Annotated in this window: 10 protein-coding genes; 4 read left to right on the forward strand and 6 right to left on the reverse strand. The window is 57.4% G+C overall.

Going from position 1 to position 13,595, the window contains the following annotated elements; translation table 11 throughout:
- Positions 1-52: 52 nt before the first annotated feature.
- A complete protein-coding gene (locus AD669_RS26395) occupies positions 53-973 on the reverse strand; it encodes a LysR substrate-binding domain-containing protein (protein WP_053124987.1) in 921 nt (306 codons plus the stop codon).
- A 159-nt stretch (positions 974-1,132) separates the two neighbouring features.
- Between AD669_RS26395 and AD669_RS26400 the strand changes: the two genes are divergently transcribed.
- Positions 1,133-2,527 carry a NorM family multidrug efflux MATE transporter gene (locus AD669_RS26400; protein WP_053124989.1) on the forward strand — a complete coding sequence of 465 codons (1,395 nt, stop codon included), beginning with the start codon at positions 1,133-1,135 and terminating at the stop codon, positions 2,525-2,527.
- A 70-nt stretch (positions 2,528-2,597) separates the two neighbouring features.
- Here the strand turns inward: AD669_RS26400 and AD669_RS26405 are convergent, their stop codons facing one another.
- Positions 2,598-4,268, reverse strand: a complete 1,671-nt coding sequence (locus AD669_RS26405; protein ID WP_053124991.1) for a bifunctional diguanylate cyclase/phosphodiesterase — start codon at positions 4,266-4,268, stop codon at positions 2,598-2,600.
- Positions 4,269-4,532: 264 nt separating this feature from the next.
- On the opposite strand from AD669_RS26405, the gene rep reads away from it, so the two are divergent.
- Positions 4,533-6,542 (forward strand): DNA helicase Rep, encoded by a 2,010-nt coding sequence (gene rep / locus AD669_RS26410; protein WP_053124992.1) that lies wholly within the window; start codon positions 4,533-4,535, stop codon positions 6,540-6,542.
- Positions 6,543-6,601: 59 nt separating this feature from the next.
- Complete coding sequence (locus AD669_RS26415) at positions 6,602-7,174, forward strand: xanthine phosphoribosyltransferase (protein ID WP_016985833.1); 573 nt, start codon at positions 6,602-6,604, stop codon at positions 7,172-7,174.
- 238 nt (positions 7,175-7,412) lie between these two features.
- On the opposite strand, the gene AD669_RS26420 is transcribed toward AD669_RS26415, so the two are convergent.
- Positions 7,413-8,549, reverse strand: coding sequence for a hypothetical protein (locus AD669_RS26420; RefSeq protein ID WP_053124994.1), 1,137 nt, complete (start codon positions 8,547-8,549; stop codon positions 7,413-7,415).
- Between the two features lie 459 nt (positions 8,550-9,008).
- Between AD669_RS26420 and AD669_RS26425 the strand changes: the two genes are divergently transcribed.
- Entirely contained in the window at positions 9,009-9,953 is a 945-nt protein-coding gene (locus AD669_RS26425; RefSeq protein ID WP_053124996.1) for a hypothetical protein, read from the forward strand.
- A gap of 376 nt (positions 9,954-10,329) precedes the next feature.
- Here the strand turns inward: AD669_RS26425 and AD669_RS26430 are convergent, their stop codons facing one another.
- The 3 genes from AD669_RS26430 to AD669_RS26440 form a co-directional block, all read right to left on the reverse strand.
- Positions 10,330-12,258, reverse strand: coding sequence for an acetyl-CoA hydrolase/transferase C-terminal domain-containing protein (locus AD669_RS26430; RefSeq protein WP_053124998.1), 1,929 nt, complete (start codon positions 12,256-12,258; stop codon positions 10,330-10,332).
- 135 nt (positions 12,259-12,393) lie between these two features.
- On the reverse strand, positions 12,394-12,810 hold the full coding sequence (locus tag AD669_RS26435; protein ID WP_053125000.1) for a cytochrome c5 family protein: 417 nt from the start codon (positions 12,808-12,810) through the stop codon (positions 12,394-12,396).
- Positions 12,811-12,992: 182 nt separating this feature from the next.
- Positions 12,993-13,541, reverse strand: a complete 549-nt coding sequence (locus tag AD669_RS26440) for a cupin domain-containing protein (protein ID WP_008086779.1) — start codon at positions 13,539-13,541, stop codon at positions 12,993-12,995.
- Between the last annotated feature and the right edge of the window lie 54 nt (positions 13,542-13,595).

Raw genomic sequence — 13,595 nt, forward strand, 5'->3', positions numbered from 1 at the left:
AGCGCTGTGCGAGGGTATGGCACGGGGCCGGCATTGTGGCGGCTCGAACGTTTCAGCTCAAGCGCGCAACGGCTGGCAGTTCCATGGCGCGGACTTCGCCTTGAAGAAAGTCGCTGAGACGGCGCAAACGTTCACCTCCCGGACGGGTTTTTGGCCACACCAGGTAATAATTCAGGCCACTGGCAACGGCGGTCGGCCACGGCAGACTGAGGCGTCCTTGCGCGACATCTTCGGCGACCATCAACAAATCGCCCATTGATACGCCATAGCCGCGCGCCGCCGCGATCATGCCAAGTTCGAGCGTGTCGAATACTTGCCCGCCCTTTAGCGAAACCTGATCGGACAAACCCATGTGCTCCAGCCAACTGCGCCAGTCGCGGCGATCCGGGGTCGGGTGGAGCAATTCGGTAGACGCCAGCCGATCCAGATCCCACGGTTGATCATTGAGCAAGTTCGGCGCGCCGACCGGGATCAACTCTTCGGGAAACAACAAACTCGCTTCCCAATCAGGCGGGAAATGGCCGTCGCTGAGCAACACGGCGCAATCAAACGGCTCATCGTTGAAGTCCACTGAATCGACGTCCATCCATGCACTGGTCAGTTGCACCTCGTTGCCCGGCTGCAAGTGGCGAAAGCGACTCAGGCGCGCCAGCAACCAACGCATGGTCAGGGTCGACGGGGCTTTCATGCGCAGGATGTCGTCCTCGGCACGCAAGGTGTTGCAGGCGCGCTCCAGGGCTGCGAAGCCTTCACGGATGCCCGGCAACAGCAAACGGGCCGACTCGGTGAGCTGCAAATGGCGACCGCTGCGGTGAAACAGCTTGCAGGCAAAGTGATCCTCGAGCGTACGAATATGCCGACTCACCGCGCTCTGGGTGATCGACAGTTCTTCCGCTGCGCGGGTGAACGAGCTATGTCGCGCCGCCGCTTCAAATGCGCGCAGGGCATACAACGGAGGAAGTCGACGGGCCATGCACAAAGCTCCAGTGGCGGGATGCAGCGAAATGAGCGGAATTTGTTCAGGATGAGTTTTAGTCATGCCACCCATCCTTTTTATCCCTTTGTGCAATGCCTGCCAAGGCCGGAGAATCGACGGTCTCCTGTTCCCTCTGAAAATTGAGTGGTGATACCCATGCAGCATCCTGTGCGTACTGAACTCTGGGCCATTCTGCGGCTGGCAGGGCCGTTGATCGCTTCACAGTTGGCGCACATGTTGATGGTGCTGACCGACACTTTGATGATGGCGCGCCTCAGTCCCGAAGCGCTGGCCGGCGGCGGTCTGGGCGCGGCAACTTATTCGTTCGTGTCGATCTTCTGCATCGGTGTGATTGCCGCAGTCGGCACCTTGGTAGCGATTCGCAAAGGTGCGGGCGACATCATTGGCGCGGCACGTCTGACCCAGGCCGGGTTGTGGCTGGCTTGGCTGATGGCGCTGGGCGCCGGTTTGCTGCTGTGGAACCTGAAACCGGTGTTGCTGCTGTTCGGCCAGACCGAAACCAACGTCAACGCCGCCGGGCAATTCCTGATTGCCCTGCCCTTCGCCCTGCCCGGCTACCTGAGCTTTATGGCCCTGCGCGGTTTCACCAGTGCAATTGGTCGGGCGACACCGGTGATGGTTATCAGTCTGGCCGGCACCGTGGCCAACTTCCTGCTCAATTACGCGCTGATCACTGGCATGTTCGGCCTGCCGAAAATGGGCCTGATGGGCATCGGCCTGGTCACGGCGATTGTCGCCAACTGCATGGCGCTGGCATTGGCCTGGCATATACGCCGGCATCCGGCCTATGACGCTTATCCGCTGCGCGCAGGATTATCGCGGCCGAATCGACAGTACCTGAAAGAACTCTGGCGCCTCGGTCTGCCGATCGGTGGCACCTACGCGGTGGAGGTCGGGTTGTTTGCCTTCGCGGCGCTGTGCATGGGCACCATGGGCAGCACGCAATTGGGCGCGCATCAGATTGCTCTGCAAATTGTTTCGGTGGCGTTCATGGTGCCGGCGGGGATGTCGTATGCGATCACCATGCGCATCGGCCAGCATTACGGCGCCGGGCAATTGCTCGATGCACGGATGTCGGGCCGCGTCGGGATCGTCTTTGGTGCGGTGGTGATGCTCGGGTTTGCGATGGTGTTCTGGTTGCTGCCAAATCAGTTGGTCGGGTTATTCCTTGATCACAATGATCCGGCGTTTGCCGAAGTGATTCGTTTGGCGGTGAGCCTGCTGGCCGTGGCAGCGTGGTTTGAGCTGTTCGACGGCACGCAGACGATTGCCATGGGCTGTATTCGCGGGCTCAAGGATGCGAAGACCACGTTTCTGGTCGGGCTCGGTTGTTATTGGCTGATTGGCGCGCCAGCGGCGTGGTGGATGGCATTCCACTTGAACTGGGGGCCGACGGGCGTCTGGTGGGGATTGGCGCTGGGGTTGGCGTGCGCGGCGGTGAGTCTGACGTTGGCATTTGAGTGGAAGATGAAGCGGATGATTCGGCTGGAGCCTGCTACATCACGCTTTGAGGTCGTTGGCGCAGATTAAGATCAAAAGATCGCAGCCTTCGGCAGCTCCTACAGGGATCGGTGTAGGAGCTGCCGCAGGCTGCGATCTTTTAAACGGCCTCCACAGAAACCTGTTGGCTTGAGCCAAATGTCAGGTACTCAACCAGTTCCGCCAACGGCAACGGCCGGCTGATCAGATAACCCTGCACCTGATCGCAACCAAACCCGCGCAGCAGTTCCAGTTGTTCCGGCGTCTCGACCCCTTCCGCCACCACTTCCAGATGCAGGTTGTGCGCAAGGTTGATCATCGCGTGCACCAGTTTGCGGTTCTCTTCACGCTGTTCCATGCCACCGACAAAGCTCTTGTCGATCTTCAGCAAAGTGATCGGCAAGCTGTTGAGGTGCACGAACGATGAGAACCCGGTGCCAAAGTCATCCAGCGAAAAACGTACACCGAGGCGGCCCAAAGCATCCATGGTCTGCTTGACCAGATCACTACGACGCATCACCGCCGTTTCCGTCAGTTCAAATTCCAGCCATTGCGCCTCTACACCCCGCTCAGCGATCAAGCGGCTCAGCGTCGGCAACAACTGACTGTCCTGAAACTGGCGGAACGACAGATTGATCGCCATGTGCAGCGCCGGCAATCCGCGTTCGCGCAGTGCCTGCATATCGCGCAACGCCCGGGAAATCACCCAATAACCCAGCGGCACGATCAACCCACTCTGCTCGGCCAAAGGAACAAACTCACTCGGCGGCAGCAAACCACGTTCGCCATGGCGCCAGCGCACCAAGGCTTCGAGGCCGACAATCTGGCCGTCCTCAAGATTCAGGCGTGGCTGGTAATGCAGTTCCAGCTCATCACGACGCAATGCCCGGCGCAGCTCACTTTCGAGGTCAGCCATGCTCCGCGCGTTGCGGTTGATGCGTTCGTTGAAGATATGAAAGGTGCAGCCCTGCGTGCTCTTGGCCTGCTGCATGGCGATGTGCGCATGCCACATCAGCGGGTCAGCGCCAGCCTGCGCGCGGGCGTGGGCGATGCCGAGGCTGGAGCCGATGAGCAGGCTTTCGCCATCGACCCAATACGGTTCGGCGAGTGCTTCGGTGATGCGTTCGGCCATCCACTCGGCGCGTTGCGGCGCGCGGCGGGTGTCGATCAGCAAAGCAAATTCATCGCTGCCGAGACGGGCCAGTTGATCGCCGGCCTCCAGCTGACTTTTCAGCCGCGCGACCACTTGCAGGATCAGCCGATCGCCAGCCTGATGGCCAAGGGCGTCGTTGGCGTGACGGAAGTTGTCGAGATCGAGATGCCCGAGGGCCAGGCCGCGACCATCGCCTTCAGCAAGACGCGCTGTCAGCAAGGTCTGGAAACCCTGGCGGTTGGCGATGCCGGTCAAAGGATCCTGTTCGGCGAGGCGTTGCAGGGTGTTTTCGAGAACGCCGCGTTCGCGCACATGGCGCAGGCAACGGCGCAGCATGCCGGGGTCGAGGGCGTCGAACACCAGCCAGTCACTGACGCCAACCGGCGCGGTGTCCGGTTCGTGTTCGAGCAACAATACCGTCGGCAGGCTGCAGCGGCCGGGTGCCGGTTGCAACGCAGGAAGGGTCAACAACACCGCATGGCGGTTGTCTTCGAACAAACTGCTGACCGACTCCCAGCTCGGCGCGCTGATCAGCACCGCCGCGCTCCCCATCGGAGCCAGACACTCACGCAATAACGCTGTCCACGCTGGCTCTTCGGCCAGTAGCAGCAAACGCAAGGGTTCGACAGGCGTAGACAAGCTAGCTCCCTAGACTCTGCAATGATGTGGGCGGCGGGCATTATGCCGTTGCGCTGACCAATGACCAAATGACAACGGTTATCAAAACGTTATTTTGTGTCACGAATGAGAACATTAGCCGCTAAATCACCGCGCATCCTGCGTGAAAGTAACAAAACCGGCAAATATGAATCGCGTGGTACGTCACAAGTCGGACAGAGCAGCACAAATCTCTGAGCCTGTTAAAATGCCGGCCCATTTCGTCAACGACTCCCGAATTTTCGTATGTCCCGACTCAATCCCCGGCAGCAAGAAGCCGTGAACTACGTCGGCGGCCCTCTATTGGTGCTCGCCGGTGCTGGCTCCGGCAAGACCAGCGTGATCACGCGCAAAATCGCGCACCTGATCCAGAACTGCGGCATCCGCGCCCAGTACATCGTCGCCATGACCTTTACCAACAAGGCCGCGCGCGAGATGAAAGAGCGGGTCGGTACCCTCTTGCGCGCCGGCGAAGGTCGCGGCCTGACGGTCTGCACCTTCCACAATCTCGGTCTGAACATCATCCGCAAGGAGCACGTGCGGCTGGGCTACAAACCCGGTTTCTCGATTTTCGACGAGACCGACGTCAAGTCCCTGATGACCGACATCATGCAGAAGGAATACGCGGGCGAAGACGGCGTCGACGAGATCAAGAACATGATCGGCGCCTGGAAAAACGACCTGATCCTGCCGCCTCAGGCGCTGGAAAACGCGCGTAATCCCAAGGAACAGACTGCCGCCATCGTCTACACCCACTATCAGCGCACGCTGAAAGCGTTCAACGCGGTGGACTTCGACGACCTGATCCTGCTGCCGGTAAAACTCTTCGAAGAACACGCCGACATTCTCGAAAAGTGGCAGAACAAGGTGCGTTACCTGCTCGTCGATGAATACCAGGACACCAACGCCAGCCAATACCTGCTGGTAAAAATGCTCATCGGCAAGCGCAACCAGTTCACCGTGGTCGGCGACGACGACCAGTCGATCTACGCCTGGCGTGGCGCGCGACCGGAAAACCTGATGCTGCTCAAGGACGACTATCCATCGCTGAAAGTGGTGATGCTCGAGCAGAACTATCGCTCCACGAGTCGCATTTTGCGTTGCGCCAACGTGCTGATCTCGAACAACCCGCACGAATTCGAAAAGCAGCTGTGGAGTGAGATGGGCCACGGCGACGAGATCCGAGTGATCCGCTGCCGTAACGAGGACGCCGAAGCCGAGCGCGTGGCCATGGAAATCCTCAGCCTGCACTTGCGCACCGACCGCCCGTACAGCGATTTCGCGATCCTCTATCGCGGTAACTATCAGGCCAAGCTGATCGAACTGAAGCTGCAGCACCACCAGGTGCCGTATCGCCTGAGCGGCGGTAACAGCTTCTTCGGCCGTCAGGAAGTGAAGGATCTGATGGCCTACTTCCGCCTGATCGTGAACCCGGATGACGACAACGCCTTCTTGCGCGTGATCAACGTGCCGCGCCGCGAAATCGGCTCAACTACTTTGGAAAAACTCGGCAACTACGCCACCGAACGCAAAATCTCGATGTACGCCGCCACCGACGAAATCGGTTTGGGCGAGCATCTGGACAGCCGTTTCACCGATCGTCTGTCGCGCTTCAAGCGTTTCATGGACAAGGTTCGCGAGCAGTGTGCCGGCGAAGATCCGATCTCCGCCCTGCGCAGCATGGTCATGGACATCGACTACGAGAACTGGCTGCGCACCAACAGCTCCAGCGACAAGGCCGCCGACTACCGGATGAGCAACGTCTGGTTCCTGATCGAGGCGTTGAAAAACACCCTCGAGAAGGACGAAGAAGGCGAAATGACCGTCGAGGATGCGATCGGCAAACTCGTCCTGCGCGACATGCTCGAACGTCAGCAGGAAGAGGAAGACGGTGCCGAAGGCGTGCAGATGATGACGCTGCATGCGTCCAAGGGTCTGGAATTCCCTTACGTGTTCATCATGGGCATGGAAGAGGAAATCCTCCCGCACCGCTCCAGCATCGAAGCCGACACCATCGAAGAAGAACGCCGCCTGGCCTACGTGGGCATCACCCGCGCACGCCAGACCCTGGCCTTCACCTTCGCCGCCAAGCGCAAGCAGTACGGCGAGATCATCGACTGCGCGCCGAGCCGCTTCCTTGATGAGCTGCCACCGGACGATCTGGCCTGGGAAGGCAACGACGACACACCGACCGAAGTCAAAGTCGTGCGCGGCAACAGCGCATTGGCTGATATACGCGCGATGTTAAAGCGCTAGAATTGACCACTTTTTTTACTAGACCTTCGGCGCACAAAGCGCCAAAAGAGGACAGCTTCATGGAAGCATTGCACCAGAAAATCCGCGAACAAGGCATTGTGCTTTCCGACCAGGTCCTGAAGGTCGACGCCTTCCTGAACCACCAGATCGACCCGGCCCTGATGAAGCTGATCGGCGACGAATTCGCCGCGCTGTTCAAGGATTCGGGCATCACCAAGATCGTCACCATCGAAGCCTCGGGCATCGCCCCGGCGATCATGACCGGTCTGAACCTCGGCGTGCCGGTGATCTTCGCCCGCAAGCAACAGTCCCTGACCCTGACGGAAAACCTGCTGTCGGCGACCGTTTACTCGTTCACCAAAAAGACCGAAAGCACCGTGGCCATCTCGCCGCGCCATCTGACCAGCAGCGACCGCGTGCTGATCATCGACGACTTCCTGGCCAACGGTAAGGCCTCGCAAGCGCTGATCTCGATCATCAAACAGGCCGGCGCCACCGTGGCCGGCCTGGGCATCGTCATCGAGAAGTCGTTCCAGGGCGGCCGCGCCGAACTGGACTCGCAAGGCTACCGCGTCGAATCGCTGGCCCGCGTTAAATCGCTGACAGGTGGCGTTGTCACCTTCATCGAATAACCCGCAACACAGCAATATCCTTGTAGGAGCCGAGCTTGCTCGCGAAGGCGTCGTGTCAGTCGAATATTCTTTGACTGATCCACCGCTTTCGCGAGCAAGCTTTGCTCCTACAGTTGTTCGGGTACTCCGCAATCCCCGTGTAGGAGCTGTCGAGTACAACGAGGCTGCGATCTTTTGATCTGATTTTCAGGATCAACATCAAAAGATCGCAGCGTGCCGCAGCTCCTACAGATTTCACTTAATCCATTCTGTAACCCGCCCCCGGTACCCCTTCGTGCATCGCAGCTTGAATATCCGCGTACAAGGCATTCGCCTCACCGGTGGTAATCGAACGAGAACAATCACGCAGCACCACATGCAAAAGCACGTTCTCCTGACCCGGTAACATCCCGAGTCGCTCAATGGCCTGCGCCGGTAAATCCGAACGTGGCCAGCGCCCCTTGATTCGCATCTCCTCGATCCATCCAGAGCAATCCCCTGCCGCCTGCAACATCCTCTCGGTCAATACCTCTTCACTCAATCCCGGCGTTACTGCCAACGAGATATCGCGGGCAATCGACGGCAAACGGGATACCGCAGTCCACGGATCCAGATCATGCATCTGCGCCTGCACGCGCACATTCTGATCACGCAACAAACGAATATCAGGAATGCCTTTGCGCAACATCGTCAGGCGATCCAGCCCCATCCCAAGAGCGAGTCCGCCATGGCGCAGCGGATCAATCTGCAAACGCTGCAACAGCGACTTCGCGATACGCCCGCACTCAAGAACCTCGACCGGCACGCCATCATTCAACACATTCACTTCAATCCCGCCCTCGGTGTAGTGATGTGGACTGTCGCTATAAACCCAAGACTTTTCCGGGACGGCCGACTGCAAAATATCGCCGACAAGACGCAGTAAATGCTCATGGGATGCCAGCTCCGGGTCGCCCAATACCCAGATATCCATTTGGTGCGGCTCGGCGCAATGCCAACGATCTCGGCTATCACGCCTGAAGGTAATGCCTGGCGCTGCCAGCAAAATGGTTTGTCCCGGCTGACGAACCTCGGCGGCCTGCTGAAGCGCCGCAGGAATCTGGCTGGTGGTCTGCGTTCGCAAAAGCGAATGCTCATCGACCCAACGTGTGTGCTCGCTGCCAAGGGTAATTTCTGCCGGGTCGTAACCCAGCAAACCGTAGTTCTCTTCGGCGGACACAATCCTTGGCCCAACCTGCAACTGCGCTCGGGGCCAGCCTCTTGCTGCGAGTCCTTGAAGGGCTTCATTGAGCAGTAGTCGGACTGCGTGGTCGGGTTGGTTCTTTTCGGTTAAGTCAGTGAGGAGTAAGGCTTGGTGGACAGATGTGTCTGTCAGGTACTTCTTTGGTGTGTGCACTGTGTGCCCCTGTGTTCGTGGTTGGCATGAGCCCCGAAAACAAAGCCCATAAATAAAACCTAACCAGACAAGACCTCTCACCACAAATGAAAAACCTTAAATTTACAACTTTCAGAATAGACCTACAGACGCAACCCACGTAAATAACCAAACCACTCATATCTAAAAAGAAGACATAAAAATTGATTCTTAAAAAGTGAAAATAATTATTCAATCGGATCGCTAACTTATGCATTAATCCGCTCCACCCCATGCCACATGGGGGGATCACAACAAAAACCAAAAAAAGGAAAACTCAAATGCAAACTGAAAAAACCACAAAAGAAAATCTTAATCGCATCACTTCTGGCCCGGATAATTTTGGATGGGCACCGTTGGCTTGGGCGCATACCGAAGATTAATTGAAGCACCGCGCGGCAACCGCCCTTGCCGCGCACTTCAGAACAAGGAGGGTTTTTTATGTCACCGCCAAATATAGCGCCGACGCTCTTCAATCATGAGGAATTTTCGATTATCGCCGACTCGAATGAGTTCCTCAAAGAATGCGAGCTCTTGGGATTTATGACGGCAAATATCGCTCAATTAGAGGAGTTTCCAAAAAACAGTATCGTTTTTTCTTTCAGTAACGAAGCTGCAAAATTGACATTTGAGATCGCTGGAAGAACAGAGCGCAAAAAAATCATCTTCTGCGCGACCCAAGTATTTGAGCCATCTTTAGCCGCGGCGCTTTACAGCCTAGAGCTTCTGATGAACAGTGATTTTCAGCAATCGCTCTTCTCGCAGCGAGTTGTATTGAATATGCTTAACTCCTACCAAACATTTGCGTTGTCTGGTAACGAATCCAATGCAACAGTATCCATCCTTCCCCATGCACAGCCTTATGCATTACTTGACGAAGATGTGACCGATAACTTCGTGCAGTCCGTCGCGGAATTCTTTGAAGTTCATTACGCACATATGAACCCATTAGAGCCCTGCCCCTTTATATTTTCAGGCACATTGAAAATTTCTGGAATACTGACTGTACTCAGAAAACCGAACCCCGAATTACCTGCCGGTCTGAAAACCTCTCTAAAATGGCTAAGTGATCGAATTTCAAACGAAGAAGCCTGGCTCACAGTAAAAGAAAACGACATAACCTCATTAAAAATAAATAACGAAGAACATATAAAACTTCTGGATCTCGCTGCTGGCAAACGTGGACTGAAACTTACGGAATTTGCTATCGGCGTCAACGAATCCATCTCGAACAAAATTGATTACAAAATCAACTCCCAAATGAATGAGGGAATCAGTGGTATTCATTTAGCAATTGGTGATGGTTCCTCTGGCTACCACATAGACTTTCTTAGCCCATCCGTGAACGTCCATCCAATACACTCGCTTGCCGCGCCTGACCTGTAGGAGCCGAGCTTGCTCGCGAAAGCGTCGTATCAGTCGATACATTTTTTGACTGATCCACCGCTTTCGCGAGCAAGCCCGCTCCCACAGTTGGTTTTGCGGTGGACAGTTATTGCGTGGTGGCCTTGACCTCGGATGACGTCGACACATTCTTGGATAAAGGCACGCCGCATTACCCTTGTGGGAGCGGGCTTGCTCGCGAAGGCGTCGTGTCAGTCGATACATTTTTTGACCGATCCACCGCTTTCGCGAGCAAGCCCGCTCCCACAGTTGTTCGGGTACTCCGCAATCCCCGTGTAGGAGCTGACGAGTGAAACGAGGCCGCGATCTTTTGATTTTTTAAAGATCAGGTTCAAAAGATCGCAGCGTGCCGCAACTCCTACGGGGTTTGGGTGGTGGCTTTTAGGCCGGTGAGCAGCAGGCGCTGGAAGAGGTCTTCTTTCAGGCCTTCCGGGTTTGTGAGTTGCATGCGTTCGAGGTGTTCGGGGTAGAGCGATGCCTCGGGGGCGTCGAGGGCGGCTTTGCCCAGTTCGAGGATTTCGGTGAGTTTGAATTTGCTTTTTAGCCAGTTCAGCGCCCGCAGCAAATCCCGTTCGATCGGGGAGAAATCACAGCCCAGCGGGTACTCCGGAAACAGGTTTTTGTGCCGTGCGGCGATGGCTTGCAAACGCTGCGGCGTGTTCTCGGTGAAGCGCGGATCGAGGCGGAAATCCTTTGGCAGTTTGCCGACTTTTTGCGCTTGTTCGATCAGGCCCTGCTGGAAACGTGAATCGCTGATATTCAGCAATGACTCGATCACTACGGCATCGGTTTTACCGCGCAGATCAGCGATGCCGTATTCGGTCACGACGATGTCGCGCAGATGCCGTGGGATCGTGCAGTGGCCGTATTCCCAGACGATGTTGGAGCTGACGTCGCCGCCGGATTCACGCCAACTGCGCAGGATCAGGATCGAGCGCGCGTCGTGCAACGCATGGCCCTGCGCGACGAAGTTGTACTGCCCGCCTACTCCGCTGAGTACTCGTCCATCCTCCAGTTGATCCGCCACGCCAGCGCCGAGCAAGGTCATGGTGAACACCGTGTTGATGAATCGCGCGTCGAGGCGCTGCAAGCGCTTGAGTTCTTCCTGCCCGTAGAGCTCGTTGATGTAGCTGATGCGGGTCATGTTGAATTCGAGGCGTTTGCTCAGCGGCAACTCGCGCAGTCGCTCGTAAAAACTGCGCGGGCCGAGGAAGAAACCGCCGTGCACGGAAATGCCGTCGGTTTGCGCCGCTTCGTCGAGGGTGCCGGCGTTGGCCTGCTCCTGCGTCGGCACATCGGGGTAGACCTTGCGCCGGATGATCCCGGCATCCGCCAGCACCAACAGGCCGTTGACGAACATTTCGCTGCAACCGTACAGGCCTTTGGCGAACGGCCCGGTGCCGCCCTCGCGGTTGATCAACTGTGCCCACTGGCTGAGGTTGATGTCGTCGAGCAACGCCTGATAACCGGCGTTATCCGCCTGACGTGCGAGCAACGCGGCAGTCAGCGCATCACCCATCGAACCGATGCCGATCTGCAACGTGCCGCCGTCGCGCACCAGCGTACTCGCGTGCAAACCAATGAAATGGTCCTGAAACCCCACCGGCATGTTCGGCGTGGAAAACAGCGTGCTGCTGTCCTTCTCGTCGATCAGCAGGTCGAAGGTGTCGATGTCGACTTCGGCGTCGCCGGGCATGTACGGCAGATCGGTGTGCACTTGGCCGACCAGCAAAATGGTCTCCCCGTCTTCGCGGCGCTTGGCGATCATCGGCAACAGGTCGAGGGTGATGTCGGGGTTGCAGCTCAGGCTCAGGCGATCCGGGTGTTCGCTGCTGCTGGCCAATAACTGCGCCACCAGATTCAGCCCGGCGGCGTTGATGTCGCGGGCGGCATGGCTGTAGTTGCTGCTGACGTAATCCTGCTGGGCCGGCGCGCTGTTGAGCAGGCTGCCGGGCTGCATGAAGAACTGTTCGATGCGGATGTTGGCGGGCAGGCTGTCGCGGTGCAGGTCGGCGAGGAAATCGAATTCCGGGTAGTCACCGAAGACGCGCTCGACGAAGGGTTCGATGAAGCGCTTTTGCAAGCCATCGCCCAACGCCGGGCGGCCGAGGCACAGCGCGGTGTAGATCGTCAGCTGCCGCTCGGGCAGGCCTTTGATCCGCCGGTACAGCGCGTTGACGAAGTGATTGGGTTTGCCCAGGCCCAGCGGCATGCCCATGTGGATATGCGCCGGCAAGCGCGCCAGCACGTCGTCCACTGCTTGTTCGATCGAACACAACTGCACCATCTGAAGCCTCCTGCCCGTTCCGTGAATAGGGGTAGACCGAGATTGCCGCTACTTTGCTGCAATGAACAGCCCAGACCCTGAATCGCAGGCACAAAAAAACCGTCCGAAGACGGTTTTTTTCATCAGAAGCGCAGCTTATTTCAGGCCGGACATCTTCTGGATCGCGCCTTTCAACTCGTCATCCGAGCAATCAGCGCAGGTGCCTTTTGGCGGCATGGCGTTCAGGCCTGTAATGGCTTTTGCCAGCAGGCCGTCGAGGCCGCCCTGATGATCGGCGCGGTCTTTCCAGGCTGCCGCGTCACCAATTTTCGGCGCACCCAACAACCCGGTACCGTGGCAAGCATTGCAATGTTTGGCAATCACTTCATCCGGAGTCTTCGCACCGCCACCGCCGCCGGCAGTCGCAGCCACTTCCATCCCTTTGCATTCCTGACCTTGAACGCACACCTGGCCGACAGGCTCGAGGCGTTTGGCAATGTCGTCATTCGTCGCAGCTTGAGCGCTGACAGCCCAGAGGGCCAGTACGGTTGCTGGTGCAGCCAGCATTTTCATAATTAGGTTCACGCGTTCACCCTCAATGGTGGCTATTCACGCCTGCGGCCACGGTTCGCAGGCGGGCGCAAGTATAGCGGGTAGCCCGCCACACTGAAACAACCCCATGATTAAAGGGGTCTTGTTGCGCATCGGTAAAACAGCTTGGGTGCCTTTGCCGTAGTGGCCTGGCGCCTCTTGGTTTAAAAGTTTGCCGGCGTGGCTGCGCTGATTAGTCGCGCAGGCAAGTCGAACGGATTACGGAAACGATGCGGCTTGGTACTTTCAAAGTAGTAGCTGTCGCCGGCTTCGAGAATAAAAGTTTCAAGGCCCACCACCAATTCCAGACGACCTTCCACCAGAATCCCGGTTTCTTCGCCCTCATGGGTGAGCATTTCTTCGCCGGTATCGGCGCCCGGCGGGTAGATTTCGTTGAGGAACGCGATGGCGCGGCTGGGGTGCGCGCGGCCGACCAGTTTCATGGTCACGGCGCCGTCGGAAATGTCGATCAGCTCGTTGGCCTTATAGACGATCTGGGTCGGAACTTCCTGCAGGATTTCTTCGGAAAAGAACTCGACCATGGACATGGGAATGCCGCCCAGCACCTTCCTCAGCGAACTGATCGAAGGGCTGACGCTGTTCTTTTCGATCATCGAAATGGTGCTGTTGGTGACGCCCGCGCGTTTGGCGAGTTCACGCTGGGAAAGCCCTTTGAGCTTGCGGATCGATTGCAGTCGTTCACCGACGTCCAAGGCGCGAGCCTCCTGATGTTGTAAGAATATTGAGCGTTATCATGGCGACAGCGT

The organism is Pseudomonas sp. P1.31 (assembly GCF_001269815.1).
GTDB lineage: Bacteria > Pseudomonadota > Gammaproteobacteria > Pseudomonadales > Pseudomonadaceae > Aquipseudomonas > Aquipseudomonas rustica.

Bases quoted from the DNA above. Each gene is read 5' to 3' on its own strand.
- AD669_RS26395 (WP_053124987.1), bottom strand. From the start codon at position 973: ATGGCCCGTCGACTTCCTCCGTTGTATGCCCTGCGCGCATTTGAAGCG.
- AD669_RS26400 (WP_053124989.1), top strand. From the start codon at position 1,133: ATGCAGCATCCTGTGCGTACTGAACTCTGGGCCATTCTGCGGCTGGCA.
- rep (WP_053124992.1), top strand. From the start codon at position 4,533: ATGTCCCGACTCAATCCCCGGCAGCAAGAAGCCGTGAACTACGTCGGC.
- AD669_RS26415 (WP_016985833.1), top strand. From the start codon at position 6,602: ATGGAAGCATTGCACCAGAAAATCCGCGAACAAGGCATTGTGCTTTCC.
- AD669_RS26425 (WP_053124996.1), top strand. From the start codon at position 9,009: ATGTCACCGCCAAATATAGCGCCGACGCTCTTCAATCATGAGGAATTT.
- AD669_RS26430 (WP_053124998.1), bottom strand. From the start codon at position 12,258: ATGGTGCAGTTGTGTTCGATCGAACAAGCAGTGGACGACGTGCTGGCG.
- AD669_RS26435 (WP_053125000.1), bottom strand. From the start codon at position 12,810: ATGAAAATGCTGGCTGCACCAGCAACCGTACTGGCCCTCTGGGCTGTC.